The sequence below is a fragment of the Sphingopyxis indica genome (genome assembly GCF_032879645.1).
GTDB classification, from domain to species: Bacteria; Pseudomonadota; Alphaproteobacteria; order Sphingomonadales; family Sphingomonadaceae; genus Sphingopyxis; species Sphingopyxis indica.
On sequence record NZ_CP076394.1, the window covers coordinates 2,458,007 to 2,481,936 of the forward strand.

At 65.7% G+C, this 23,930-nt stretch carries 27 protein-coding genes, 1 tRNA gene and 1 other RNA gene; 14 read left to right on the forward strand and 15 right to left on the reverse strand.

Annotated elements, in window-relative coordinates:
* Nucleotide 1: 1 nt before the first annotated feature.
* The 11 genes from KNJ79_RS11730 to KNJ79_RS11780 all read right to left on the reverse strand — a co-directional run bounded on the left by KNJ79_RS11730 (nucleotide 2) and on the right by KNJ79_RS11780 (nucleotide 10,099).
* On the reverse strand, nucleotides 2-1,306 hold the full coding sequence (locus tag KNJ79_RS11730) for a sensor histidine kinase (protein ID WP_394357178.1): 1,305 nt from the start codon (nucleotides 1,304-1,306) through the stop codon (nucleotides 2-4).
* Nucleotides 1,307-1,412: 106 nt separating this feature from the next.
* Nucleotides 1,413-2,078, reverse strand: coding sequence for a response regulator transcription factor (locus KNJ79_RS11735; protein WP_089217502.1), 666 nt, complete (start codon nucleotides 2,076-2,078; stop codon nucleotides 1,413-1,415).
* Between the two features lie 117 nt (nucleotides 2,079-2,195).
* Nucleotides 2,196-2,507: a hypothetical protein gene (locus KNJ79_RS11740; protein ID WP_089217492.1), complete on the reverse strand. Its 312-nt coding sequence runs from the start codon at nucleotides 2,505-2,507 to the stop codon at nucleotides 2,196-2,198.
* Nucleotides 2,508-2,578: 71 nt separating this feature from the next.
* Nucleotides 2,579-2,653: transfer RNA gene (locus KNJ79_RS11745), tRNA-Val, on the reverse strand.
* 163 nt (nucleotides 2,654-2,816) lie between these two features.
* Nucleotides 2,817-3,089 carry an HU family DNA-binding protein gene (locus KNJ79_RS11750; protein WP_067107716.1) on the reverse strand — a complete coding sequence of 91 codons (273 nt, stop codon included), beginning with the start codon at nucleotides 3,087-3,089 and terminating at the stop codon, nucleotides 2,817-2,819.
* Nucleotides 3,090-3,248: 159 nt separating this feature from the next.
* Entirely contained in the window at nucleotides 3,249-5,645 is a 2,397-nt protein-coding gene (lon, locus tag KNJ79_RS11755; RefSeq protein ID WP_089217493.1) for an endopeptidase La, read from the reverse strand.
* A gap of 212 nt (nucleotides 5,646-5,857) precedes the next feature.
* Entirely contained in the window at nucleotides 5,858-6,193 is a 336-nt protein-coding gene (locus tag KNJ79_RS11760) for a YbaB/EbfC family nucleoid-associated protein (RefSeq protein WP_089217494.1), read from the reverse strand.
* Nucleotides 6,190-7,905: a DNA polymerase III subunit gamma/tau gene (locus KNJ79_RS11765; protein WP_317151190.1), complete on the reverse strand. Its 1,716-nt coding sequence runs from the start codon at nucleotides 7,903-7,905 to the stop codon at nucleotides 6,190-6,192. The genes KNJ79_RS11760 and KNJ79_RS11765 overlap by 4 nt, the downstream gene beginning before the upstream one ends.
* Before the next feature lie 43 nt (nucleotides 7,906-7,948).
* An RNA gene (gene ffs / locus KNJ79_RS11770) (signal recognition particle sRNA small type) lies at nucleotides 7,949-8,046 on the reverse strand.
* Between the two features lie 632 nt (nucleotides 8,047-8,678).
* Nucleotides 8,679-9,011 (reverse strand): 2Fe-2S iron-sulfur cluster-binding protein, encoded by a 333-nt coding sequence (locus KNJ79_RS11775; RefSeq protein ID WP_317151191.1) that lies wholly within the window; start codon nucleotides 9,009-9,011, stop codon nucleotides 8,679-8,681.
* Nucleotides 9,008-10,099, reverse strand: a complete 1,092-nt coding sequence (locus KNJ79_RS11780; protein WP_317151192.1) for a cysteine desulfurase family protein — start codon at nucleotides 10,097-10,099, stop codon at nucleotides 9,008-9,010. The genes KNJ79_RS11775 and KNJ79_RS11780 overlap by 4 nt, the downstream gene beginning before the upstream one ends.
* 278 nt (nucleotides 10,100-10,377) lie before the next feature.
* On the opposite strand from KNJ79_RS11780, the gene KNJ79_RS11785 reads away from it, so the two are divergent.
* Nucleotides 10,378-11,034, forward strand: a complete 657-nt coding sequence (locus tag KNJ79_RS11785; protein WP_089217171.1) for an alpha/beta hydrolase — start codon at nucleotides 10,378-10,380, stop codon at nucleotides 11,032-11,034.
* Between the two features lie 136 nt (nucleotides 11,035-11,170).
* Here KNJ79_RS11785 and KNJ79_RS11790 read toward each other — a convergent pair whose 3' ends face one another.
* Nucleotides 11,171-11,335 (reverse strand): hypothetical protein, encoded by a 165-nt coding sequence (locus KNJ79_RS11790; RefSeq protein ID WP_170935624.1) that lies wholly within the window; start codon nucleotides 11,333-11,335, stop codon nucleotides 11,171-11,173.
* A 148-nt stretch (nucleotides 11,336-11,483) separates the two neighbouring features.
* Here KNJ79_RS11790 and rpiB point away from each other — a divergent pair, with 148 nt between their 5' ends.
* The 5 genes from rpiB to KNJ79_RS11815 all read left to right on the forward strand — a co-directional run bounded on the left by rpiB (nucleotide 11,484) and on the right by KNJ79_RS11815 (nucleotide 15,107).
* Entirely contained in the window at nucleotides 11,484-11,936 is a 453-nt protein-coding gene (rpiB, locus tag KNJ79_RS11795; protein WP_089217170.1) for a ribose 5-phosphate isomerase B, read from the forward strand.
* Complete coding sequence (gene glyA / locus KNJ79_RS11800) at nucleotides 11,933-13,240, forward strand: serine hydroxymethyltransferase (protein ID WP_317151193.1); 1,308 nt, start codon at nucleotides 11,933-11,935, stop codon at nucleotides 13,238-13,240. Before rpiB ends, glyA begins: the two co-directional genes overlap by 4 nt.
* Nucleotide 13,241: 1 nt before the next feature.
* Entirely contained in the window at nucleotides 13,242-13,454 is a 213-nt protein-coding gene (locus KNJ79_RS11805) for a hypothetical protein (protein WP_317151194.1), read from the forward strand.
* 3 nt (nucleotides 13,455-13,457) lie between these two features.
* On the forward strand, nucleotides 13,458-13,937 hold the full coding sequence (gene nrdR / locus KNJ79_RS11810) for a transcriptional regulator NrdR (RefSeq protein ID WP_317151195.1): 480 nt from the start codon (nucleotides 13,458-13,460) through the stop codon (nucleotides 13,935-13,937).
* 69 nt (nucleotides 13,938-14,006) lie between these two features.
* Nucleotides 14,007-15,107 carry a TrmH family RNA methyltransferase gene (locus tag KNJ79_RS11815; protein ID WP_317151196.1) on the forward strand — a complete coding sequence of 367 codons (1,101 nt, stop codon included), beginning with the start codon at nucleotides 14,007-14,009 and terminating at the stop codon, nucleotides 15,105-15,107.
* 135 nt (nucleotides 15,108-15,242) lie between these two features.
* Here the strand turns inward: KNJ79_RS11815 and KNJ79_RS11820 are convergent, their stop codons facing one another.
* Complete coding sequence (locus KNJ79_RS11820; RefSeq protein ID WP_089217165.1) at nucleotides 15,243-15,551, reverse strand: chorismate mutase; 309 nt, start codon at nucleotides 15,549-15,551, stop codon at nucleotides 15,243-15,245.
* A 199-nt stretch (nucleotides 15,552-15,750) separates the two neighbouring features.
* Here KNJ79_RS11820 and rpsD point away from each other — a divergent pair, with 199 nt between their 5' ends.
* From rpsD to KNJ79_RS11855, 7 genes are all read left to right on the forward strand, one after another.
* Nucleotides 15,751-16,362 carry a 30S ribosomal protein S4 gene (gene rpsD, locus KNJ79_RS11825; RefSeq protein WP_089217164.1) on the forward strand — a complete coding sequence of 204 codons (612 nt, stop codon included), beginning with the start codon at nucleotides 15,751-15,753 and terminating at the stop codon, nucleotides 16,360-16,362.
* Nucleotides 16,363-16,474: 112 nt separating this feature from the next.
* Nucleotides 16,475-18,163 (forward strand): M28 family metallopeptidase, encoded by a 1,689-nt coding sequence (locus tag KNJ79_RS11830; RefSeq protein ID WP_317151197.1) that lies wholly within the window; start codon nucleotides 16,475-16,477, stop codon nucleotides 18,161-18,163.
* A gap of 10 nt (nucleotides 18,164-18,173) precedes the next feature.
* Nucleotides 18,174-19,157 (forward strand): agmatine deiminase family protein, encoded by a 984-nt coding sequence (locus tag KNJ79_RS11835; RefSeq protein WP_317151198.1) that lies wholly within the window; start codon nucleotides 18,174-18,176, stop codon nucleotides 19,155-19,157.
* Entirely contained in the window at nucleotides 19,151-19,507 is a 357-nt protein-coding gene (locus KNJ79_RS11840) for a DUF3147 family protein (RefSeq protein WP_245836919.1), read from the forward strand. Before KNJ79_RS11835 ends, KNJ79_RS11840 begins: the two co-directional genes overlap by 7 nt.
* 10 nt (nucleotides 19,508-19,517) lie before the next feature.
* A complete protein-coding gene (aguB, locus tag KNJ79_RS11845; RefSeq protein ID WP_089217161.1) occupies nucleotides 19,518-20,369 on the forward strand; it encodes an N-carbamoylputrescine amidase in 852 nt (283 codons plus the stop codon).
* 23 nt (nucleotides 20,370-20,392) lie between these two features.
* A complete protein-coding gene (locus tag KNJ79_RS11850) occupies nucleotides 20,393-21,055 on the forward strand; it encodes an FABP family protein (RefSeq protein WP_317151199.1) in 663 nt (220 codons plus the stop codon).
* Between the two features lie 100 nt (nucleotides 21,056-21,155).
* A complete protein-coding gene (locus tag KNJ79_RS11855) occupies nucleotides 21,156-21,494 on the forward strand; it encodes a hypothetical protein (protein WP_089217159.1) in 339 nt (112 codons plus the stop codon).
* Between the two features lie 20 nt (nucleotides 21,495-21,514).
* On the opposite strand, the gene KNJ79_RS11860 is transcribed toward KNJ79_RS11855, so the two are convergent.
* Nucleotides 21,515-21,775 carry a hypothetical protein gene (locus KNJ79_RS11860; protein WP_317151200.1) on the reverse strand — a complete coding sequence of 87 codons (261 nt, stop codon included), beginning with the start codon at nucleotides 21,773-21,775 and terminating at the stop codon, nucleotides 21,515-21,517.
* A 252-nt stretch (nucleotides 21,776-22,027) separates the two neighbouring features.
* On the opposite strand from KNJ79_RS11860, the gene KNJ79_RS11865 reads away from it, so the two are divergent.
* Nucleotides 22,028-23,503, forward strand: a complete 1,476-nt coding sequence (locus tag KNJ79_RS11865; protein ID WP_317151201.1) for an ATP-binding protein — start codon at nucleotides 22,028-22,030, stop codon at nucleotides 23,501-23,503.
* A gap of 6 nt (nucleotides 23,504-23,509) precedes the next feature.
* On the opposite strand, the gene KNJ79_RS11870 is transcribed toward KNJ79_RS11865, so the two are convergent.
* Nucleotides 23,510-23,905, reverse strand: a complete 396-nt coding sequence (locus KNJ79_RS11870) for a response regulator (RefSeq protein ID WP_317151202.1) — start codon at nucleotides 23,903-23,905, stop codon at nucleotides 23,510-23,512.
* Nucleotides 23,906-23,930: the final 25 nt, after the last annotated feature.

Consider the following 23,930-nt stretch of genomic DNA (forward strand, 5'->3'; position numbering starts at 1 on the left):
CCTACCCCGCCGGCAGCTTGAGCCTTACCAGCAACCCGCCCAGATCCTCGCTCTCTTCGAGCGCAATGCTTCCGCCATAAATCTCCGCCACGTCGCGCACGATCGCGAGGCCCAGGCCGGTGCCCGGCTTGCCGCTGTCGAGCCGCACACCGCGGTCGAAGATGCGCGTGCGGTCGGCGGGGGAGATGCCTGGGCCGTCGTCCTCGACCAGGATTTCGGCCATCGCCCCGTCGCGCCCGATCGTCACGAACACGCTGCCGCCGCCATATTTGGCGGCATTTTCGAGCAGATTGCCGATGAGTTCGTCGAGATCCTGCCGTTCGACACAGACCACAAGATCCTTGTCGCCCGCCGCGTCGAGCCGGACGTCGGGGTAGAGCGCGGCGACCGCGCGCGAGACGCTGTCGACGCTGTCGCGGACATTGGCGCGCGCCTGCGCCGCGCCGCGCCGCCCGACGGCGCGTGCGCGCGCCAGATGATGCTCAACCTGCCGCTGCATCGTCGCCGCCTCGCGCCGCACCGTTTCGGCGAGCGGGCTGTCGTTGCCGGTCGCACTGTTGACGAGCACGGTCAGCGGGGTCTTGAGCGCATGGGCGAGATTGCCGGCGTGCAGGCGCGCCTCTTCCGCCTGCTTCTCGTTATGCGCAAGCAGCGCGTTGAGTTCGTCGACCATCGGCTGCACTTCGAGCGGCAGTGGCGCCTCGACACGGCGGTTCTGCCCGCCGCGCATCGCCGCGATCGCGCGCCGGATATGGCGCAGCGGCCAGAGGCCGTAGAAGGTCTGGAGTGCTGCAAGAACGATCAGTCCGAGCCCCAGCATCCCGAGGCTGGGGATCAGTGTCGCGCGCACCGCGCGGACCTGTTCGTCGAGCGATTGGCGCGACGCCGCGATCTGGAACCGCCACCGCGTTTTGCTGCCCGGCAGGACGACGTCGCGTTCGAGGACGCGCAATTCCTCGTCGGGAAACTGATTGCTGTCATAGACGTGCATATCGTCGTCATTATGCTCGTCCGACGTGTCGAGGCGGCGTTCCCACAGCGACCGCGAAGGGTAAGGCTCCTGCCCCTCGCCGCTGATCTGCCAATAGAGGCCGCTATAGGGCTCGAGGAAGCGCTGGTCGCCGAGCGGCTGGATCAGCCGCACCTCGCCGTCGGGGCCGATTTCCGACGAGCGGATCATCGCGATCAGCACATATTCGAGGCCTGCATCGAAGTTGCGCGTGATCGCGCCCGTCAACACACGGTCGAGTGCGAAGCCGCCGCCGATCAGCAGCAGCGAAATCCAGATCGCCGCGATGGCGATCATGCGCCGCGCAAGCGAGCCGGTCATGCGCGGCGACAATATCCCCGGATGTTGCGTCGGCCGATCGCCAGCATCCGCCCTGTCGTCAGCGTCGGCCATCGGCGACGGCTCAATCCTGCGGATCGTCGAGCTGGTAGCCGAGACCGCGGATGGTGGTGATGATGTCGGCGCCCAATTTCTTGCGGATGCGCGTGACGAACACCTCGATCGTGTTCGAATCGCGGTCGAAGTCCTGATCGTAGATATGTTCGATCAACTCGGTGCGCGACACGACCTTGCCCTTATGGTGGAGCAGGTAGGACAGCAGTTTATATTCCTGCGCGGTCAGCTTCACCGGCTCGCCGGCGAGCGTCACCCGGCCCGATCGCGTGTCGAGGCGCACCTGTCCCGCGGTCAGCTCGCTCGACGCGTTGCCCGAGGCGCGGCGGATCAGCGCGCGCAGGCGGGCGATCAGTTCCTCGGTCTGGAACGGCTTGGCAAGATAGTCGTCGGCGCCCGCGTCGAGGCCCGCGACCTTGTCCGACCAGCTGTCGCGCGCGGTCAGGACGAGGACGGGGAAGTTGCGCTTTTCCCTGCGCCAGCGGTCGAGAACGGTCAGCCCGTCGACCTCGGGAAGACCGAGATCGAGGATCGCCGCATCATAATCCTCGGTCGAGCCGAGAAAATGACCGTCCTCGCCATCGGTCGCGAGATCGACGGCATAGCCCGTCCCCTCGAGCGTCGATTTGAGCTGCGGCCCCAGCGTGGGCTCGTCTTCGACAATCAATATCCGCATCATGCGCCTTTCAACCGATGACCGGCGACGCCGCCGATCCGTTCATATTCGCTCTATCAAGTCGGAACGGCCATCGCAAAATCTGGTTGCGAGGATGAAGAAAAGACTGCCGGCGGCTCAGGGCCGGCGGCCGACGATGCGCCCCGATCGCGCATCGACATAGACGACGACGACCTGATTGCCGTCCATGAATTTCAGCGCATAGACCATGCGCCGGGCGTCGAACTGGGGTCCGCCCAGATAGGTCATGTCGTTATAGGGCGGGCGCGAGCGCACCTCGGCGATCAGCCTGCCCAGCGGGATTACCTGTCCCTGGGCCGCTGCGGCGCGCAGATTGTCCTGCTCGCGGTCGCGATCGCCGCGCGCCTGCGCGGGCAGGCCGACGAACAGCAGGGCGGATGCAAGCGATAGGGTCAGCGTGCGGATCATGGCGCCGGTCCTAAAGCAAAAGCATTGAATAGGCGATGAATGGCGCGTTCGGCGGAGGTTCGGCCGGATCATGGTGGGCGCGGCAAGGATTGAACTTGCGACCCCACCCGTGTGAAGGGTGTGCTCTACCACTGAGCTACGCGCCCGTTCCGGTCCCGCCGATGCGGCGGACATCCGAAAGCGGGGACGTCCATAGCCGCTGCGACGCCGAATGCAACGGCGATTTGCACCCCGCCGCGTCGCAGATGCAAAACGGGCCGCGGTTTTCACGCCGCGGCCCGATGCATTTCGCCAAAAGGCGTCTGCCGATTAGTTGCAGGCGTCCTTGAGGGCCTTGCCGGCCTTGAACTTCGGCTGGTTCGACGCCGCGATGGTCATCGTTTCGCCGGTGCGCGGGTTGCGACCCGTCGACGCCTTGCGCTTGCTGACCGAGAACGTCCCGAAGCCGACGAGACGGACTTCGCCGCCCTTCTTCAGCGACGCGGTGATCGCGTCGAAAACGGCTTCAACCGCCTTGCTCGCATCGCCCTTGGTGAGGCCGCTCGAGTCAGCGACGGTGGCGATCAGGTCTTGTTTGTTCATGCCTAAGGAACCCCTGTATGTGGTTGGTTAGATGATTCATGGCCGGGCCATGGCGCGCCACTAACGCTGTTTCGCCCCGCCTTGTCAAAGCAAAAATGGGGAAAAAGCGCCCCGAATCGGCGATTTTGCGATGAAAAGCCGCTCCGGAACCGGCCCGGATCAGTGCCGAATCGCCGACTCGGGGTCGGCGCCGGGGGCATGCGGGGGTGAAGCCGCCAGCTCGTCGGCCTCGGTCCATTCGATCGGCTCGACCGGACTCGCGAGCGCTTCGGCCAGAACCTGGTCGACGTGACTCACCGGAATGATCTTGAGCTGTTCGGTGATGTTCGCCGGAATCTCGACCAGATCCTTTTCATTTTCCTCAGGGATCAGGACGGTCGTGATGCCGCCGCGCAGCGCCGCGAGCAGCTTTTCCTTGAGGCCCCCGATCGCGAGAACGCGGCCGCGCAGCGTCACTTCGCCGGTCATCGCGACGTCCTTGCGCACCGGAATGCCGGTGAGCGTCGAGATCATCGCCGTGACCATGCCGACGCCCGCCGACGGGCCGTCCTTGGGCACCGCGCCTTCGGGCAGGTGGATGTGAATGTCCTTGCGCGCGAACAGGCTGGGCTTGATGCCATAGGCCGGCGCGCGCGCCTTGACGAACGACAGCGCGGCCTGCACCGATTCGGTCATCACTTCGCCGAGCTTGCCGGTGGTGCGCACCTGCCCCTTGCCCGCCGCGGTGACGGCTTCGATCGTCAGCAGCTCGCCGCCGACCTCGGTCCAGGCGAGCCCGGTGACCGCGCCGACCTGATCCTCGCGATCGCCGACGCCGTGGCGGAACTTCCGCACGCCCGCGAATTCCGACAGATTGTCGGGGGTGACGGTGACGTTTTCCGCCTTGCCTTCGAGGATCTTGCGCAGCGCCTTGCGCGCAAGCCGCGCGATTTCGCGCTCGAGCGTGCGGACGCCCGCCTCGCGCGTGTAATAGCGGATCAGGTCGCGCAGCCCCGCTTCGGTGAGCTCGAACTCGCCGTCTTTCAGGCCGTGCGCCTCGATCTGCTTGGCGATCAGGTGGCGCTTGGCGATCTCGACCTTCTCGTCCTCGGTATAGCCTTCGAGCCGGATGATCTCCATGCGGTCGAGCAAGGGCTGCGGCAGATTGAGCGAGTTGGCAGTGGTCACGAACATCACGTCGCTGAGATCGACGTCGATTTCGAGATAATGGTCCTGGAACTTCGCATTCTGTTCGGGGTCGAGCACTTCGAGCAACGCCGACGCCGGATCGCCGCGGAAATCCTGGCCCAGCTTGTCGATCTCGTCGAGCAGGAACAGCGGGTTCATCGTGCCGGCCTTTTTCAGGTTCGACACGATCTTGCCCGGCAGCGAGCCGATATAGGTTCGGCGATGGCCGCGGATTTCGGCCTCGTCGCGCACGCCGCCGAGCGACTGGCGCACGAATTCGCGGCCCGTCGCCTTCGCGATCGAGCGGCCGAGCGAGGTCTTGCCGACACCCGGAGGGCCGACGAGGCACAGGATCGGCCCCTTGAGCTTGTTGGTGCGCGCCTGAACCGCGAGATATTCGACGATGCGGTCCTTGACCTTTTCGAGCGCATAATGGTCGTCGTCGAGGACGGCCTGTGCCTTGGCGATGTCCTTCTTGAGCTTCGATTTCTTGCCCCACGGCAGGCCGAGCAGCGTGTCGAGATAGTTGCGCACGACGGTGGCTTCGGCCGACATCGGCGCCATCGCGCGCAGCTTCTTGAGCTCGGCTTCGGCCTTTGCCCTGGCTTCCTTCGACAATTTGAGCTTGTCGATCTTCGCCTGCAACTCGGCGAGATCGTCGCCGCCCTCGCCGCCGTCATTGCCCAGTTCGCGCTGGATCGCCTTCAGCTGTTCGTTGAGATAATATTCGCGCTGGCTCTTTTCCATCTGCCGCTTCACGCGGCCGCGAATCTTCTTTTCGACCTGCAGCACGCCAAGCTCACCCTCCATAAAGGCGAAGACCATCTCGAGCCGCTTGGCAGGTGCATTCTCGACGAGCAGCGCCTGCTTGTCCGAGACCTTGATGTTGAGGTTGCCCGCGACCGAGTCGGCGAGGCGCGAGGCGTCGTCGATCTGCGACAGCTGCACCGCGGTTTCGGCGGGCATTTTCTTGTTGAGCTTCGCATAGGATTCGAACTGGTCGACCACCGAGCGCATCAACGCGGCGGTATCGACGCTGTCGTCGATCGTGTCGGCGACCGGGGACACGCGCGCCATCACCGCCTTGTCCTCGCTGTCGAGGCCGAGCAGCTTCGCGCGCTCCTTGCCTTCGACGAGCACGCGGACGGTGCCGTCGGGAAGCTTGAGCAATTGCAATACGGTAGCGATCACGCCGACGTCGTAGAGATCGTCGCGCGCCGGATCGTCCTCGCCCGGATCGAGCTGGGCGACGAGAAAGATTTCCTTGTCGGCTTCCATCGCGGCTTCGAGCGCCGCGACCGAGCGGTCGCGGCCGACGAACAGGGGGACGATCATGTGCGGGAAAACGACGATATCCCGCAGGGGAAGTAGGGGAAAAGACTGCGTCATCATGGCTCCTGAGCGGGCGTCCGACCCGAACGCTCCGCCATTCTTATAGGGTATCAGGCGCTAATATGGCGTAACCTGCCGCGCATTCAATGAAGCTGTGGTGAATGGACGGGAAATCGCCGCCCCGGCAAAAACCGGGGCCGCTACCGGCCTGACACGTCGGCGCTGCGTGACCCTCCAGCGGCCCCGGCTTTCGCTGGGGCGACGAGCATTCAAAACGGCAGCTTGAACCCCGGAGGGAGCGGCAGGCCGCTGGTCATCTTGCCCATTTCCTCGTTGCTGACCCGATCGGCCTTTTCGCGCGCATCGTTGAATGCGGCGGCGAGCAAGTCCTCGAGCATCTGCTTTTCGGACGCAACGATCAGGCTGTCGTCGATGTCGATCGCCTTGATCCGGCCCTTCGCGCTCGCGCGAATCCTGACGAGTCCTCCGCCCGAGACGCCTTCGACCTCGATGCTGTCGAGCTTCGCCTGCGCCTCCTGCATCTGCGCCTGCACCGTTGCGGCGGCTTCCTGCGCCGCCTTCATCATTTCCTCGATCGATTTCATGGATTCGACCTATGCCGGTTGTCGCCCGGCGGTTCAAGCTCGGCATCGGGAAAAGCCGCCAAAGCGGCCCTGACGACGGGCAGCTCGCGGATTCGCGCGTCGTTGTCGGCCAGTTTCGCCGCGCGCATCTGGCCCAGACTCGGCCGGCCTTCGCCCTCGCCGGCGCGCACCTGCCAGCGATTGCCGGTCGCCGCGAGCAGCGCGTCGGCCAGATCGCGCGCGAAACCGTCCGCCAGCCGCGCGGTCGGCGCAAAAACGAGCGTCCCCGGCTCGAGTTCGATCACGCGGAGATGGTCGTAGAGATCGACCGCGAGACGGTGATTTCCGGTCGATTCGAGAAGCTGATGGATTTGCGCGACCGTCAGTGCCGCAACGGGAGGCTCCGCAGCGGCTTCGACCGGAGCCGCTGGCGCCGACGCGGCGCTGGCCCGATCGGCCGCCGGCGCCGGCGAGGATGCGACTTGCGGCACCGCCGGAACCGCACCCGACGCGAGCAGCTTCGCGAGTTCGCCGGGGTCGGGCATCGACGCGGCATAAATCACGCGCAGCAGCAGCATCTCCAGATGCTCGAGCGGATTGTTCGCGCGCAGCACCTCTTCATGCCCCTTGAGCAGCAGCTGCCACAGCCGGTTGAGCGGCGCGAAACCCAGCTTCTGCGCCCAGTCGCCGATGCGCTCGCGGTCGGCTTCGGCGAGCGCGGGGTCTTCGTGCCGCGACACTTTGGCGAGCGTGATCGCGTGGGTCAGGTCCATCAGCCCGCGCACCATCGCGACGGGCTCGATCCCCAGCGCATATTGCGCGCGGGCAAGGTCGATCGCGCCGCCGCTATTGCCTTCGAGGATCGCGCCCATCAACCCGGCGATCGCCGAGCGATCGGACAGGCCCAGCATCGCGCGCACCTGTTCGGCGCTGACCTTGCCGCCGCCATCGAGGTCGGCGTGGGCGATCGCCTGATCGAGGATAGAAAGGCCGTCGCGCACCGACCCTTCGGCGGCGCTCGCGATCAGCCAGATCGCCGGCGCCTCGGCCTCGACGCCTTCCTTTTGCAGGATCGAACTGAAATGCGCGAAGAGCATGTCGGGGGTGATACGGCGCAGGTCGAAGCGCTGGCAGCGCGAGAGTACCGTCACCGGCACCTTGTTCACCTCGGTCGTCGCAAACAGGAATTTGACGTGCGGCGGCGGCTCTTCCAAGGTTTTTAGGAGCGCATTGAAGGCGTTGCGCGACAACATATGCACTTCGTCGACGATGTAGATCTTGTAGCGCGCCGACACCGCGGCATAGCGCACCGCCTCGATGATCTCGCGCACGTCGTCGACGCCGGTGTTCGACGCAGCGTCCATCTCGATCACGTCGATATGGCGCCCCTCGGTGATCGCGCGGCACGGCTCGCACACGCCGCACGGGTCGATCGTCGGCCCGCCCTGCCCGTCGGGGCCGATGCAGTTCAGCGCCTTGGCGATCAGCCGCGCCGTGGAGGTCTTGCCGACCCCGCGCACCCCGGTCATCAGAAAGGCATGGGCCAGCCGGTCGCGCGCGATCGCATTGCCCAGCGTCTTGACCATCGCATCCTGGCCGATCAGTTCGGCAAAGGTCTGCGGGCGATATTTGCGGGCGAGGACGCGGTAGGGACCGCTCGAGGCGGGCGCGGGCGGCGCCTCTGGCAAGTCCATGCCCAGCATCGGCGTATCGTCGTCGGCGGAATCGTCCATGTGCCCGTCTTAGGGACGTGGCGCGATCTTGTCGAAGGGGGAAATGGGTGGGAGCCGGAACGACCCGCAGCGAATTCGTTGCGGCTGCTTCCTTCCGGACCTGACCGGGTTGGCGAAGACTGCGTCCGCCCGACTCCCGGCGCGCATATGGCGGGGGTGGCTGGGAAATGCAAGACCGCCCATGCCGCGAGCGGTGGGCCGGCAACTGGGCGGCGCTGGGGTGGCCAGTTTCCATCGCCGTCTTAGGTAATCAGGGGCTGGGTTCGCCTCGTCGCTTCAAAGTTCAGCAAAGTTCAGCCTTGTGCGGTTGCCACTGGCTCGCGTTAGGCGAACCTGCCGCGCAGGCTCTCGCCCGCATCCGTAAGCCGGGCCGTGACCGCTGTTATCTACCTGTCGAAAGAGCCGAGACGAAGGCTGGCACAGCCGGATAATGTAGGACAGCGGTTTTTTTTGGCGGATGTCCGACTTGGGGTGGGGAGCAGCCGTTCCCGCGGTGGCGTCATAAGGTGATCCCCGGCGAAGGCCGGGGTCCAGCGCGCAAGCGCCGCGCCTGACGCATGGACCCCGGCCTTCGCCGGGGATCACCCAGATATACAGATAGTCCTTTCGTCATCCCGGGCTTGATCCGGGATCCATAGCAGCGCCGAAGTCATGGACCCCGGATCAAGTCCGGGATGACGAGAAGAGGGAGGTCGGCCTCCGGTCGAAAGCCGTCGTGTAGAAGGCCGCCGCCTCCGTAACCGCAGGGCTCCACCACGATTCCGAGACTCCTCCTACCCCTGCATATTCCGGCTCTCGGCGGGAATATGCACCGTCAGCCCGTCCATATCCTCGGTCAGCACGATCTGGCACGACAGGCGGCTCGTCCGGCGCACCCCGGTAGCCAGATCGAGCATATCCTCTTCCTCCTCGCTCGCGGGGGGCAGGCGATCGAAATCCTCTTTCGCGACGATGACGTGGCAGGTCGAGCAGGCCATCTGGCCCTCGCACGTCCCTTCGAGCGGCATCAGGTGCGCCTGCGCGACGTCGAGCAGGATGTCGCCGGGATCGGCCTCGACCTCGGTGCGCCCCTTGCCGTCGGCGTGGATGAAGGTAACGCGCATCAATTGACCCCCTGCAGCCGCGCCGCGGCCTTGATCGCGTTCAGCCCGTCGCGCAATTCCGCTTCGCTCGTATAGCGCCCCCAGCCGAGCCGGATCGAGGCGCGGGCGTCGGCTTCGCTCACGCCCATCGCGCGCAGCACATGGCTGACCTTGCCCGACCCGCTGCCGCACGCGCTGCCGAGCGAGAAGGCTACCTCGCGCGCGTCGGACATCAGGCGCAACCCGTTGACGCCTTCGCGCCGGACGTTGAGATTGCCGTGATAGCGCGCATCCGCCGCGCCGTTGAGCGTCCATTCGGGGAGCATATCCATCGCGAGCGACCAGAGGCGCTCGACATGGCTTGCGTCCTTGTCCATCCGTTCGGCCGCAAGCGCCGCCGCAGCCCCGAAACCTGCGCACAGCGCGGGCGAAACCGTGCCCGAGCGCATCCCCTGTTCCTGCGCGCCGCCGAACATCAGCGGTTCCAGATCGACGCCATCCTTCACCCATAGCGCACCGATCCCCTTGGGTCCGTGGATCTTGTGCGCCGATATGGCGATCAGGTCCGGGCCATCGGGGATCGCGACGCGCCCGAAACCCTGCACCGCGTCGCACAGCAGCAGGCTGTTCTTCGCATGGGCAGCGGCGACGAAATCAGCGACCGGCTGGATCGTCCCGACCTCGTTGTTGACAAGCATCGTCGCGACGATCCCGTCCTCGGGGATCAGCGCGTCGTCGGGCGGCAGCGCGAGCCCGGCGCCATCGACCGGAAGGATCGCGGCATTCAGCCGTTCGAGGCACTGGAGCGAAGCCGCATGTTCGATACTGAGCCCGGCGACGCCGCCCGGTTTCGCCTGCGTGCCGCGAAACAGCGCCCAGTTGAGCGCCTCGGTCGCGCCCGAGGTGAAAAAGACGCGCCCGCCCTTCGGCAGCAGCGCCGCGACCTGATCGCGCGCGACCTCGACCGCGGCGGCGGCAGCGCGCCCCGCCTTGTGCGTGCTGGAGGGGTTCGCGAAACCGTCGCCCCCACCCGGCCCCTCAAGCCAGCGCAGCATCGCCTCGCGCGCCTCGGGAGCGAGCGGGGTGGTGGCCTGGTAATCGAGGTAGATCATTGCGGGCATCTGCCTTCTAATCCTGCCAGTGTCGAGCCGGTTCCATTCCTCGTCACCCCGGACTTGATCCGGGGTCCATTCTTCCGGTGCTGTGTGAATGGACCCCGGATCAAGTCCGGGGTGACGAGGAGAAAAATGGGCTCTCCCAGCTCCTTATTGCGAACCATTCGCAAAAGTTGCAACTTGCTACCCAATTTCTATATAGGCGCCGCTTCCGCTCCGCCACCCCGCCCCTCGGCGAATCACTGGCAAGCCCAAGACATATAGAAGGTGCGCCTATGCCCGACGTCATTTTCCCCGGCCCCGAGGGCCGCATCGAAGGCCGTTTTTCGCCCCCCCCGCGCCCGCGCGCGCCGGTCGCGCTGATCCTGCATCCGCATCCGCAGGGCGGCGGCACGATGAACGATCGCATCACCCAGGCGATGTACAAGAGCTTCGTCGCGCGCGGCTTTGCGACCTTGCGCTTCAACTTCCGCGGCGTCGGGCGCAGCCAGGGCACCTTCGACAACGGCGTCGGCGAGCTGAGCGATGCAGCGTCGGCGCTCGACTGGGTTCAGTCGATCCATCCCGAAGCGCAGACGACGTGGGTTGCCGGCTTCAGCTTCGGCGCGTGGATCGGGATGCAGCTCCTGATGCGCCGCCCCGAGATTCGCGGTTTCCTGTCGGTTGCGCCGCCGGCGAACATGTACGACTTCAGCTTCCTCGCCCCCTGCCCTTCGTCGGGCATCATCGTCGCGGGCGGGCAGGACGAGATCGTCCCGCCGTCGGCGATCCAGAAGCTGGTCGACAAGCTGCGCACGCAAAAGGGCATCACCATCCATCATGACGAGATCCCGCGCGCGAACCATTTCTTCGAGCATGAGCTCGACCAGCTGATGAAGTCGCTCGATAACTATCTGGATATGCGGCTCGCCCCGGACTCGCCGATTCGGTGATGAAAAGATCCTCCCCACTTGTGGGGAGGTGGCAGCGCGCAGCGCTGACGGAGGGGGTTCGCGTCATTGCGCCTCGCGCCAGGCCGATAGCCCCCTCCACCGCCTTCGGCGGTCCCCCTCCCCGTTCCGGGGAGGATTATTTCACCGGCACCAGCCAGATCGCGACATTGGCGAAGAGCACGAGCGCCGCGATCAGCATCAGCAGCGCGCGGCGGCGGTCGCCATTGCGGAACACCAGCACGGCGCCGCCGAGCAGTGCGAGCGCGCCGAGCATCACGATCGAAAGCAGAAGGTCGCCCATGGGCGGGCTCTATGCCGCGCCGCGATGTCCGTCAAACGCGCTTCGTGACAAAATCGCGTCAAAAGCGGCTGCCGCTTATGGCCAATCGCGGCGGCTTGGCTTAAAGCGCGCTCATCGATTCCGTCCAAGCCTTTCCGGGAGACGCGCCATGCGCATCGCCATCGCCTCCGACCACGCCGCCTGGGAGCTGAAGGCCGCGCTCGCCGACTGGCTGCGCGACGCAGGCCATGAGGTCGCCGACCTCGGCACCAACGGGCCCGAGAGCGTCGATTATCCCGACTATGGCTACGCCCTCGCCGAAGCGGTCGCGAACGGCCGAGCCGAGCGCGGGGTCGCGCTCTGCGGCTCGGGCATTGGCATCTCGATTTCGGTCAACCGCAACCCCGCGTGCCGCTGCGCACTCGTTTCCGAACCGCTGTCGGCGAAACTCGCGCGCGAACATAACGACGCCAACGTCGTCGCCATGGGCGCGCGGCTGACCGGCATCGACATGGCAAAGGCGTGTCTCGATGCCTTCCTGACCACCGACTTCGCCGGCGACCGCCACGTTCGCCGCGTCGACAAACTTTCCCACCCTCCCGTTCTGGAGACCAGCCGATGACCACCGAAACGCTCGCCAAACCCATCAAATCGGCCGGCTATTTCACCGACGGCGTCGGCACCGTCGACCCCGCCGTCGCCGCGGCGATGAAGCATGAGCTCGAGCGCGAGCAATATCAGATCGAGCTGATCGCTTCGGAGAATATCGTTTCGAAAGCAGTGCTCGAGGCGCAGGGATCGGTCTTCACGAACAAATATGCCGAGGGCTATCCGGGCCGCCGCTATTATCAGGGCTGCGCGCCGTCGGACGAGGTCGAAAGCCTGGCGATCGACCGGGCCAAGGCGCTGTTCGACTGCGGCTTTGCCAATGTCCAGCCGCATTCGGGCGCACAGGCGAACGGCGCGGTGATGCTCGCGCTGACCAAGCCCGGTGCGACGATCCTGGGCATGAGCCTCGACGCGGGCGGCCACCTGACCCACGGCGCGCCGCCGGCGATGTCGGGGAAATGGTTCAACGCCGTGCAATATGGCGTGCGCGCCGATGACCATCTCGTCGATTTCGACCAGGTCGAGGCGCTGGCGAAGGAGCATCGCCCCGCGCTGATCATCGCGGGCGGTTCGGCCTATCCGCGCACGCTCGATTTCGCACGCTTCCGTGCGATAGCCGACGACGTCGGCGCGCTGCTGATGGTCGATATGGCGCATTTCGCGGGGCTCGTCGCCGGCGGCGCGCATCCCTCGCCGCTTCCGCACGCGCATGTCGTGACCACGACGACGCACAAGACGCTGCGCGGCCCGCGCGGCGGCATGATCCTGACCAATGACGAAGCGATCGCCAAGCGCATCAACTCGGCCGTTTTCCCCGGCCTGCAGGGCGGTCCGCTGATGCACGTCATCGCGGCGAAGGCGGTCGCGTTCGGCGAAGCGCTGCGCCCGGAGTTCAAGGCCTATGCGAAAGCGACGATCGCCAACGCGCAGGCGCTCGCCAACCGGCTGAAGGCGCGCGGCGCCGACATCGTCGCGGGCGGCACCGACACGCACCTCGCGCTGATCGACCTCCGCCCGCTCGGCGTCACCGGGCGCGACGCCGACGAAGCGCTCGAGCGCAGCGCGATCACCTGCAACAAGAATGGCGTGCCCTTCGACCCGCTGCCCCCGGTGAAGACCAGCGGCATCCGCGTCGGATCGCCCGCGGGCACGACGCGCGGTTTCGGCATCGCGGAATTCGAGGAAATCGGCGATATGGTGGCCGATGTGCTCGAAGCGCTGCGCGACAAGGGCGAGCATGGCGACGCCGACGTCGAAGCCGACGTGCGCCGCCGCGTCCGCGTGCTGTGCGAGCGCTTCCCCATCTATGGAGGCTGAGATGACGAAGCCGAAGATCGAAACCCTGCTCGGCGACACGGTCGAGGAAATCAAGGCGATGGGCAAGGAGGGGCTCGACCACCCCTCGACCAAGCCGGTGCTGATCGGCGGCGGCATCGGCGCGGTCGCCGGCGCGGTGCTGCCCGTGATCAGCTGGCCCGTCGGCCTGCTCGCGGGCGCTGCGATCGCGCTTTACAACCGGGTCCGACCCTGACCGATGCGCTGCCCCTATTGCGGCCATGAAGACAGCCAGGTGAAGGACAGTCGTCCCACCGAGGACGGCGCGGCGATCCGGCGGCGGCGGCAATGCGAGGATTGCGGGGCGCGCTTCACGACCTTCGAGCGCATTCAGCTGCGCGAAGTCGGGGTGCTCAAGGCCGACGGCCGCCGCGAGCCGTTCGATCGCGAAAAGCTGATGCGCAGCGTCCAGATCGCGTGCCGCAAGCGGCCGATCGACGGCGCGCGGATCGAGCGGCTCGTTTCGGGCATCCAGCGCCAGCTCGAAACCTCGGGCGACAGCGAGGTGCAGGCGCAGCAGATCGGCGCGATGGTGATGGAGGCGCTGAAGGGCTTCGACAATGTCGCCTATATCCGCTTCGCCAGCGTCTATCGCGACTTCACCGAAGCCAAGGATTTCGAGGAATTCGCCTCGACGATCAACGAGGCGGCGCAGAAGAATGGCTCGCAAGCAAAATAAGGTCCGTATCCCCGAGCGAAGACGAGGGGCCATTTCGAGCGAAGCGAGAAACGCGGTGGCAAACAATATATGACCTTCTGGGCCTACCTTCTCCATTGTGCCGACCGCAGCTATTACACCGGCCACACCGACGACCTCGAAAAACGTATCTATCAGCATCAGGAAGGCATCCTCGGCGGCTACACCTCTACCCGCCGACCCGTCGAGCTGGTCTGGGCCGAAGCCTTCGCTACCCGCGAAGAAGCGAAAGCCGTCGAACTCAAGATCAAGAACTGGTCGCGCGCCAAAAAGGAAGCGTTGATAGCTCAGGATTGGGACCGCCTGAAACGCGCGTCGGTACCGCCAGCCGAACGCCAAGCCCGCGCCTCGACTTCGCTCGGCGGAACCCCTCGTCTTCGCTCGGGGATGCGGAAAGAGGGAGGCGCAGAAGGAGTTAGCAGTGCCCCTCCCCCCGTCATCGTTCTCGTTCGTCCGCAACTGGGTGAAAATATCGGCAAGGCGGCACGCGCCATGCTCAATTTCGGGCTGACCGAGATGCGCCTCGTCGCGCCGCGCGACGGCTGGCCCAATCCCGACGCGGGACCAGCGGCGTCGGGCGCCGACATCGTGCTCGCCAATGCCGAAGTGTTCGAGACGCTCGCCGACGCGGTCACCGATTGCACCACCATCTATGCTACCACGGTCCGCAAGCGCGGGGTGACCAAGCCGGTGCTGACCCCCGAAGCCGCGGCAACCGAGGTCCATGCCAACGCCGGGCGCGCGGCCTATGTCTTCGGCCCCGAACGCTCGGGGCTCGAAACCGACGATGTCGCTCTCGCGCACAAGATCGTCACCGTGCCGATCAACCCCGAATTCGGCTCGCTGAACCTCGCGCAGGCGGTGATCCTGCTCGCCTATGAATGGTCGAAGGGACAGGCGCTCGCCCAGCCGCCCGCGGTCGATCTAGACCCGCCCGCACCGCACGGCGAGATGGAGGAGCTGATCCGCCATCTCGTCCGCGACCTGGACGCCGCGGGCTATTTCTTCCCCGCCGATCGTACTGAAGCGACGCTGCGGACCTTGCGCACCACGCTGACCAAGACCGGCTGGTCCTATAATGATATCAAGATGATGCACGGCATCATTGCGACATTGGGTAAAGTTCGCAAATCGGCGCGCAGCGAAGATTAGGCCAGCCAGTTTGGCTTGTCCGGTCTGGATAGGCTGTAGCCTTGGGCTTGTCGAAGGGCGCCCATCGACGAGAAGCGCCCTTCGACAAGCCCAGGGCTACGGTGAGGAACGCTCTCGCCTGAACGGGCTGGCTCGCTAGGCGCGCAGATCGTCCCAGCGATCCAGTTCGTGCGCGATCGACTGTTCGACCAGCTCGTTCCAGACCGAACGGATGCGCTGCGGATCGAGGCCCGCCGCTTCGGCCGCGCGTGCGGCATTATCGAGCACCTCGGCCTTGCGCGCCTCGTCGCGCACCGCGCCGCGATCGGCCTTGATGCGCGCCGCGGCATCCATATAGCCGAAACGGCGGACGAGCAGCGCGACGAGTTCGCGGTCGACCTGATCGACCCCTTCGCGCACCTCGATCATCGTTTCGCATTGCTCGGGCAGTTTGGCGAACGTCATGCGCGCTGCCTTTAGCGGCTTTTTCGCCGCTGTCGAGCCGCGGGCTTGATGCTTGACTTTCCGCCTCTCCCCGTCTAACCGCGCGCCTTCGCAATGGACCCCGCACCCCGGTGAAGCGGTGGTCGCATATGGACATCTCCATGTGGTGCGACCCGGGAAACGCCGAAATCCCTCGGCACACAGCAAATTGGAGACGATCATGTCGAAGCGCCAGAGCGCCAAGTATAAACTCGACCGCCGGATGGGCGAAAACATCTGGGGTCGCCCGAAGAGCCCGGTCAACCGCCGCGAATATGGCCCCGGCCAGCACGGCCAGCGCCGCAAGGGCAAGATGTCCGACTATGGCATCCAGCTGCGCGCGAAGCAGAAGCTGAAGGGCTATTACGGCGACATCACCGAAAAGCAGTTCAAGAAGAACTATATCGAAGCGTCGCGCATGAAGGGTGACACGAGCCAGAATCTGATCGGCCTGCTCGAACGCCGCCTCGACGCGATCGTCTATCGCTCGAAGTTCGCGCCGACGATCTTCTCGGCACGCCAGCTCGTCAGCCACGGTCACGTCTATGTGAACGGCGTGAAGTGCAACATCGCCAGCCGCCTCGTGAAGCCCGGCGACGAAGTCACGCTTGGCAAGAAGGCGCAGGAAATGGCGCTCGTCGCCGAAGCGCAGAGCCTGCCCGAGCGCGACCTGCCCGAATATGTCGCGGTGGACGGCACCAAGGCGACCTTCGTGCGCGTTCCGACGCTCGACGAAGTCCCCTATCCGGTGAAGATGGAACCCAATCTGGTCGTCGAATTCTATTCGCGCTGATCGGTTCGCACAGCGAAATTATCGGGGGGCGGTCCGCAAGGGCCGCCCTTCTTGCATCTGCCCGGCGTGACTGGCACAAGGCCGCATCCATCACACAAAGCGGGACTAATCGATGTATCGCATCCTGAAAGCTGCGCCGGCCGCGGCGATTCTCCTTTCACTGGCCGCCTGCAACGGCTCTGCCGACAAGTCGGCGGCGGCCGGGGCGACCGCGCTCCCCGACGTCGAGGTGCCCGACCTTTCGCTGGCGACCTTGCAGGACGTGACCAGGGAATTGTCGTCCGATGCCTATGAAGGACGCGCGCCGGGGACGCCGGGCGAACAGAAGACGGTCGATTATCTGATCAAGAAATTCACCGAGGCCGGCCTGAAGCCCGGCAACAACGGCAGCTGGACGCAGGATGTGCCGCTGGTCGAAATTACGGCCAAGAATCCGACGCCGCTGACCTTCACCGGCGGCAAGTCGCCGGTCACGCTGCAATATGCCAAGGATTATGTGGCTTTCAGCTATCGCGTGCAGCCGAAGACCGAAATCAAGGACAGCGACGTCGTCTTTGTCGGCTATGGCATCAACGCGCCCGAAAAGGGCTGGAACGACTATGCCGGCCTCGATGTGAAGGGCAAGACGGTCATCATCCTGGTCAACGACCCCGACTGGCAGACCGCCGAAGCGAAGGGCGAGTTCAACGGCCGCGCGATGACCTATTACGGCCGCTGGACCTATAAATATGAAGAGGCGGCCCGGCAGGGCGCCGCGGCGGCCTTGATCGTCCACGACACCGAACCCGCCGCTTATGGCTGGAACGTCGTCGAATCGAGCAACACCGGCACGCAATACCTCGCCGACAGCGAAAATGGCGGCGCCGACCAGACCAAGGCGAACGGCTGGATCCAGCTCGACAAGGCGAAGCAGCTCTTCGCGAGCGCGGGCAAGGATTTCGACGCGCTGCGTGAAGCGGCGAAGAAAAAGGGCTTCAAGGCGGTGCCGCTGACCGGCGTGAAAGCCTCGCTCAGCTTCGATAACGAGATTTCCAAGAAGATGTCGCGCAACATCGTCGGCGTGCTGCCGGGCGCCAAGCGGCCCGACGAATATGTGCTTTACACCGCACACTGGGATCACCTCGGCCACTGCACGCCGGTCGACGGCGACGACATCTGCAACGGCGCCGTCGACAATGCGAGCGGCGTCGGCGGACTGGTGACGCTGGCGCAGGCCTATCAGCAGGCGGGCGCCCCCGATCGCAGCGTCGTATTTCTCGCCGTGACGGCCGAGGAATCGGGCCTGCTCGGTTCGGAATATTATGCGAAGAACCCCATCTTCCCGCTCGCCAGGACGGTCGGCGGCGTGAACATGGATGCGCTCAACAGCGCCGGCCCGGCCAGGGACATCGTCGTGGTCGGCCGCGGCAAGTCGGATCTCGATGCCTATCTCGAAAAGGTAGCGGCCGCAGAGAAGCGCACGCTGGTCGACGAACCCACTCCCGAAAAGGGCTTCTACTATCGTTCGGATCACTTCAGCCTCGCCAAGCGCGGCGTTCCGATGATCGACTTCGGCAGCGGCCAGGACCTCGTCGAGGGCGGCAAGGAAGCCGGCAAAAAGGCGGCCGAAGATTATGAGGCCAATCGCTATCACGCGCCCGGCGACGAATATGATGCGATCAAGAATTGGGACGGCATGCTCGCCGACCTGCGGCTCTACTATGCCGTCGGGCGGATGATGGCGATGACCGACAAATGGCCGAACTGGTCGGAGGGCGACGAGTTCCGCGCCGCCCGCGACAAGTCGCGCGCCGGCCAATAAGAGAGCGCATATGACGCTGCGCATGGCGGCCGAATGGGCGCCGCACGAGGCCGTGTGGATCGGTTTCCCGCACCTCGCGGAGGAGTGGGCGGGCCGGATCGACGCGGCGCGGCGCGACGTCGCCGCCTTTGCCAACGCCGTCCACGACGGCGGGCGCGGCGAAGAGGTGCGGCTGGTCGTCAACGATGAGGCGCAGGCAGAAATCGCCGCAAAGCTCGTCGATCCGGGCGTACGCATTCTCGTCGAGCCGCTCGGCGACATCTGGCTGCGCGATACCGGGCCGGTCGTCGCGGGCACCGGCGCCGCGCGGCGCGCGCGCAACTTCCGGTTCAACTGGTGGGGCGAAAAATTCGTCATGCCCGGCGATCAGGAGGTCGGCGCGGCGCTGGCTGCTGCAAGCGGGCTCCCGGTCGACGAACAGGATTGGGTGCTCGAAGGCGGCGCGATCGACGTCGACGGCACCGGCCTGTGCGTCACCACCGAGGAATGCCTGCTCAACCGGAACCGCAACCCGTCCCTGACCCGCGAGGACATCGCGGTGCGGCTGCACCAGTCGCTCGGGATCGAGCGTCTGCTGTGGCTCGGCGACGGGCTGGTCGGTGATCATACCGACGGCCATGTCGACAATCTCGCGCGCTTCGTCGGCGAAGGGCGGCTGGCAATTCCCGTCGCGGCGGGCGACGACGACCCCAATGCCGCTATCTATGCCGACGCGCGCGCGCGCGCCGCGGCGTTCGGCGACGTCGAAATCGTCGACCTGCCCTCGCCCGGCCGGGTCGAGATCGACGGCGAGATTGCCGCCGCGAGCTATATGAACTTCTACATCGGCAACAGCACGGTGGTCGTACCGACCTATGGGAGCCCCAACGACGCAGCGGCAGTCGAGGCGCTTGCGGGGCTGTTTCCGGGCCGCCGCGCGGTCGGTATTCCCGCCCGCGCGATCATCGTCGGCGGCGGCAGCTTTCATTGCTCGAGCCAGCAATTGCCGTGCTGACCGCCAGTTTCATCTTTCGCGCGCTCCTGTCGGGCGTAATCATAGCGGCCATCGCCTGGATCGGTCGCCGCAACGCGGCCGCAGCAGCGCTCGTCGCATCACTCCCCCTGGTTTCGTTACTGGGGATCGTCTGGCTTTGGCATGATACGGGCGATCGCGGCCGGCTCGCCGACCATATGCAGGCGACCTTCTGGTATGTCCTGCCCAGCCTGCCGATGTTTCTGGTCACCCCGATGATGCTTCGGAGCGGGGTCAATTTCTGGGTCGCGCTGATGGCGGGTTGCGCACTTACGGTCCTGCTCTATCTCCTTACGATACCGCTCGCCGCGAAGTTCGGCATCAAACTGTAAGAAATCGCCCATGACCCGTACCCTCACCGTCGCCGCGCTGCAGCTTCCCCTGCCCGGCCCCGTTCAGCCGAACATCGACGCGGTGTCGGCACTCGTCGAGGAAGCGGCGGCAAAAGGCGCGCAGATCATCCTGCCGCCCGAACTCTTCGAAGGCCCCTATTTCTGCCAGGTCGAGGAGGAAGAGCTGTTTGCGAATGCGCGGCCGACCGCCGAACATCCGAGCGTCACCGCGATGCAGGCGCTCGCCGCGAAGCACGGGATCGCGATCCCGACGAGCTATTTCGAAAAGGACGGGCCGCATTATTACAACACGCTCGCGATGATCGGCCCCGACGGCGGGATCATGGGCACCTATCGCAAGAGCCACATTCCCGACGGCCCGGGTTATGAAGAGAAATATTATTTCCGCCCCGGCAACAGCGGCTTCAAGGTGTGGGATGTCTTCGGGACGCGGATCGGCGTCGGGGTGTGCTGGGATCAATGGTATCCCGAATGCGCGCGCGCGATGGCGCTGATGGGCGCCGAACTGCTCTTCTACCCCACCGCGATCGGTTCCGAGCCCTATGACGCCGACCTCGACACCAGCCGCATGTGGCGCCGCGCGATGCAGGGCCATGCCGTGTCGAACTGCATGCCGGTGATCGCCGCGAACCGCATCGGTGCCGAGGGCGATGCGACCTTCTATGGCCACAGCTTCATCACCGACGAATGGGGCGACATGACGCAGGCGTTCGGCGGGCATGAAACCGGCGTGCTCGTCGAGACGATCGACCTCGACCGCGCGGCGAAACACCGCGCGGGCATGGGCTTTTTCCGCGACCGCCGTCCGCAGCTTTATGGCCGGCTGGTCGAAGACATCTGACGCACGAAGCAGGGGGCGACGCGATGGATATACCCGACGATATTTTCACCGAACCCGACGACGTCGATCCCGAGACGCTGGGCCGGCTCGGCCCGCTCCGCCGCCTCGCCGGCATCTGGGAGGGGCAGCGCGGCATCGACATCAATCCGAAGGCCGACGGCCCCGAAACGCGCCACTATTACGAACGCATCGAGATGCAGCCGATCGACGCGCAGGCGAACGGTCCGCAGCTCTTTTATGGGCTGCGCTATCACCTCCACATCAACACGCCCGAAGAGGAAATCACCTTCCACGACCAGGTCGGCTATTGGCTCTACGAGCCCGCGACCGGCCTGATCCTCCAGACGCTGGCGATTCCGCGCGGCCAGATCGCGATCGCGGCGGGCCACGCCGAGCCCGACGCCAAGCGGCTGGTGCTGACGGCCGAGCGCGGGCAAACCGAATATGGCATTTGCTCGACCACCTTCCTCGACCTCGCCTTTCGCACCGACAGCTACCAGATCACCGTCGATTTCCACGACGACGGGACGTGGAGCTATGTTTCCGACACCATGCTGATGGTCAAAGGCCGCAACGAACCCTTTCTCCACCGCGATCGCAACCGCCTCACGAAGATCGCCGAGCCCGACCTCAATCCCTGGGCGAAGATCGCGCGCGGGACAGCAAAGCCGCAAAGCGCCGTTTGACAGCGCCCCGCCGCTACCCTTAAACTCCTAAGCACCGACCTGCGGGACACGAGCCGGCCAACCGAGCCGGCGCCGCGGCCGGGTGGTGAGGGAGAGTGATATGAGCAGCATGGAGCAGCGCGCGGCCGGCGCGCGCGAATTGCATCGCACCATTGATTTTCTGGGTCTGCGCGCGCACGCCACTACGGTTGGCCTGATCCAGCTGTGCGAAGAATTGTTGAAGGTCGGCATCCTCGACGCGCCGGCGCTCGAACGGATCAAGGATTCGATCCGCATGGAGTTGACGCTGTCGCAAGCGCGGATTTCGAACCAGACCCTGTTCGACGAGACGCTACGCCGCCGCTTGGATGCTATTTTCCCGCATTGCGGCAGCCCCAAGGAGCCGGTGGGCGAGATCCACGACCTCGAAGAAGCGCTCGATCCCGACGCGACGCACTGAACCAAGCGCGAGTCAGCGCTTCAATCCTTCGCCGCGCGATCGACCATATCCATGAAATCGCGCGCCGCGTCGCGCTCCTCCGCGTCCTCGAATGCGACGTCGAGATCGGGCGCAACGCCGAGCATATACATCAGCGCCCACAGGCCGAAGCGGCGCCCGCGGTTGGTTTCGAGCCCGAAATCGACGAGCATCCGCTCGGTTCCCGCTTCGAAGGCGGCCGGCGGAATCGCGGCGATGTCGGCGGTCCCGAAATAGCGGAAGAGCTGATCGTCGAAATCCATTCCGCTTTCCTAGCGCATGATGACTTTATAGGAACCCGTTTGTCCTGAGGAGCCATTGAGCTTGCCGAAATGGCGTCTCGAAGGGCGGCAAGGCTGCGGTCCTTCGAGACGAGCCCTCGGCAAGCTCGGTCTCTCCTCAGGACGAACGGAACGCGGGTCCGCATAAGGCTATCGCTCCCTGGCCTATCTCCGACCACCTGTTCACGGCCCTGCCGGTTGTCAGCACCGCCCCGCGCCGATAGGGCGGAGGGCGTGAATCACAGCATCGAAATCGGGACCGATACGGCGGGCAAGGCGGTGCGCGTCGATATTCAGGAACTGCTCGCGACCCGCCTGCTCGTGCAGGGCAATTCGGGGTCGGGCAAGTCGCACCTGCTCCGCCGCCTGCTCGAACAGAGTGCGGGCCTCGTCCAGCAGATCGTGATCGACCCCGAAGGCGATTTCGTCACCCTCGCCGACGCCTGCAACCATGTCGTGATCAATGCGGGTGACTATAACGAGCGCGAAATCGCGACGATGGGCGCGCGTATCCGCGAACATCGCGCCTCGGTGATCCTCAGCCTCGACACGCTTGAGATCGAGGCGCAGATGAGCTGCGCCGCCGCCTTCCTGAACGCGCTGTTCGACGCCCCGCGCGAGCATTGGTTTCCCGCGCTCGTCGTCATCGACGAGGCCCAGATGTTCGCGCCGAGCGCCTCGGGCGACGTCACCGACGCGGTGCGCCGCGCGAGCCTGTCGGCGATGACCAATTTGATGTGCCGCGGCCGCAAGCGCGGCCTCGCCGGCGCGATCGCGACGCAGCGGCTCGCCAAGCTCGCGAAGAATGTCGCGGCGGAGGCGAGCAATTTCCTGATGGGCCGCACCTTCCTCGACATCGACATGGCGCGCGCCGCCGACCTGCTCGGCATGGAGCGGCGCCAGGCAGAGCAGATCCGCGACCTCGAGCGTGGCTGTTTCCTCGGCCTCGGCCCCGCGATCGCGCGGCGACCGGTCGCGATCCGTATCGGGGCGACGAGCACCAGCTCGCGCAACGGCTCGCACAGCCTGCTGCCGCTTCCCGACGCCGAACCCGAAGATATGCAATCGGTGCTGTTCGCGACGCTCGACGAGGCCCCGCCGCGCCCGACCTTCGCGCCCGAGCCCGCGCCGCTCGCCGCCGGCGAACTGATGGAGCGCATCGCGGCAAGCGATGCGGACGAAGATGACCACGCCGCTCCCGGCGATATGCCCCCTGCGGAACGCGTCGATGTCCCCGCGATCGACGCCGAGGCAGTGGTCGTCGGTGCGCTGCGTGACATGCTCGCCGATCCCGACACGGCTTTTCAGGCGGAATCGGTGCTCTATCAGGATTTTTCGGTGCGCTGCCGGATGCAGCGGCTTGCGCGCCCGCCGCTCGACCTCACCGCCTTCCGCCGCCGCTTCGCGCTCGCCAAGGGCGGGGTCTTCGATCCCGCCGAGCCGCGCTGGAGGGATTTGCTCGGCGCCGCCGCCGCACTCCCCGACGACATGCTCGCGCCTTTCGTGCTGATCGCGCGCGCCGCGATCGACGGCGAGCCCTGCCCCGACGACGACGCGCTCGGCCGCACCTATGGCACGCGCTCGCCCGGACGCGTCCGCCGGCTGATCGACTATATGGAGCGGCAGGGCGCAATCGTCGTGCGCTCGGATTTCGGCGGTCGCCGGTCGATCGGCATCCCCGAGCTCGGCCTCAGCACCGAAGCCGAATAATAACCTTCATTTGCCGCCAGCGGTCAGGCGGCGGACGGCATCGACCAGCGCATGTTCGCGCAGAGGCTTGTCGAATATCATCGCAAAGCCCGCCGCACGGGCGCGCCGCGACAATTCGGGCGAGGCAAAGGCCGAAATCAGGATCGCCGGCCCACCCCACCCGCCGCGGCGGAGCCTGGCGAGCAAATCGACGCCATCCTCTCCGTACAACCGGTAATCGGCCACCAGACAGTCGGGCGGACGGGCGGCCGCCGCCGCGAGCGCCTGTGGCACTGTCGAATAGGCCACCACATCGAACCCGCGCCCGTTGAGCAGGAGGAGGAGCGAACGGCGAGCGCCGGCATCGTCTTCGACGACCAGCACATGCGGCCGGACGACCGGACTGGAATGACTGCGGCTCATCGACATCCGGTGACATTCGTTGCGA

What these genes read in the sequence shown, in the direction of transcription:
- KNJ79_RS11735 (WP_089217502.1), bottom strand. Translation starts at nt 2,078, where the DNA reads ATGCGGATATTGATTGTCGAAGACGAGCCCACGCTGGGGCCGCAGCTC.
- KNJ79_RS11730 (WP_394357178.1), bottom strand. Translation starts at nt 1,306, where the DNA reads ATGATCGCCATCGCGGCGATCTGGATTTCGCTGCTGCTGATCGGCGGC.
- KNJ79_RS11830 (WP_317151197.1), top strand. Translation starts at nt 16,475, where the DNA reads ATGTATCGCATCCTGAAAGCTGCGCCGGCCGCGGCGATTCTCCTTTCA.
- KNJ79_RS11765 (WP_317151190.1), bottom strand. Translation starts at nt 7,905, where the DNA reads ATGGACGATTCCGCCGACGACGATACGCCGATGCTGGGCATGGACTTG.
- KNJ79_RS11790 (WP_170935624.1), bottom strand. Translation starts at nt 11,335, where the DNA reads ATGGGCGACCTTCTGCTTTCGATCGTGATGCTCGGCGCGCTCGCACTG.
- KNJ79_RS11780 (WP_317151192.1), bottom strand. Translation starts at nt 10,099, where the DNA reads ATGATCTACCTCGATTACCAGGCCACCACCCCGCTCGCTCCCGAGGCG.
- KNJ79_RS11850 (WP_317151199.1), top strand. Translation starts at nt 20,393, where the DNA reads ATGGATATACCCGACGATATTTTCACCGAACCCGACGACGTCGATCCC.
- aguB (WP_089217161.1), top strand. Translation starts at nt 19,518, where the DNA reads ATGACCCGTACCCTCACCGTCGCCGCGCTGCAGCTTCCCCTGCCCGGC.
- KNJ79_RS11750 (WP_067107716.1), bottom strand. Translation starts at nt 3,089, where the DNA reads ATGAACAAACAAGACCTGATCGCCACCGTCGCTGACTCGAGCGGCCTC.
- KNJ79_RS11815 (WP_317151196.1), top strand. Translation starts at nt 14,007, where the DNA reads ATGACCTTCTGGGCCTACCTTCTCCATTGTGCCGACCGCAGCTATTAC.
- KNJ79_RS11870 (WP_317151202.1), bottom strand. Translation starts at nt 23,905, where the DNA reads ATGAGCCGCAGTCATTCCAGTCCGGTCGTCCGGCCGCATGTGCTGGTC.
- KNJ79_RS11855 (WP_089217159.1), top strand. Translation starts at nt 21,156, where the DNA reads ATGAGCAGCATGGAGCAGCGCGCGGCCGGCGCGCGCGAATTGCATCGC.
- nrdR (WP_317151195.1), top strand. Translation starts at nt 13,458, where the DNA reads ATGCGCTGCCCCTATTGCGGCCATGAAGACAGCCAGGTGAAGGACAGT.
- KNJ79_RS11740 (WP_089217492.1), bottom strand. Translation starts at nt 2,507, where the DNA reads ATGATCCGCACGCTGACCCTATCGCTTGCATCCGCCCTGCTGTTCGTC.
- rpsD (WP_089217164.1), top strand. Translation starts at nt 15,751, where the DNA reads ATGTCGAAGCGCCAGAGCGCCAAGTATAAACTCGACCGCCGGATGGGC.
- lon (WP_089217493.1), bottom strand. Translation starts at nt 5,645, where the DNA reads ATGACGCAGTCTTTTCCCCTACTTCCCCTGCGGGATATCGTCGTTTTC.
- glyA (WP_317151193.1), top strand. Translation starts at nt 11,933, where the DNA reads ATGACCACCGAAACGCTCGCCAAACCCATCAAATCGGCCGGCTATTTC.
- KNJ79_RS11820 (WP_089217165.1), bottom strand. Translation starts at nt 15,551, where the DNA reads ATGACGTTCGCCAAACTGCCCGAGCAATGCGAAACGATGATCGAGGTG.
- KNJ79_RS11805 (WP_317151194.1), top strand. Translation starts at nt 13,242, where the DNA reads ATGACGAAGCCGAAGATCGAAACCCTGCTCGGCGACACGGTCGAGGAA.
- KNJ79_RS11785 (WP_089217171.1), top strand. Translation starts at nt 10,378, where the DNA reads ATGCCCGACGTCATTTTCCCCGGCCCCGAGGGCCGCATCGAAGGCCGT.
- KNJ79_RS11835 (WP_317151198.1), top strand. Translation starts at nt 18,174, where the DNA reads ATGACGCTGCGCATGGCGGCCGAATGGGCGCCGCACGAGGCCGTGTGG.
- rpiB (WP_089217170.1), top strand. Translation starts at nt 11,484, where the DNA reads ATGCGCATCGCCATCGCCTCCGACCACGCCGCCTGGGAGCTGAAGGCC.
- KNJ79_RS11860 (WP_317151200.1), bottom strand. Translation starts at nt 21,775, where the DNA reads ATGGATTTCGACGATCAGCTCTTCCGCTATTTCGGGACCGCCGACATC.
- KNJ79_RS11760 (WP_089217494.1), bottom strand. Translation starts at nt 6,193, where the DNA reads ATGAAATCGATCGAGGAAATGATGAAGGCGGCGCAGGAAGCCGCCGCA.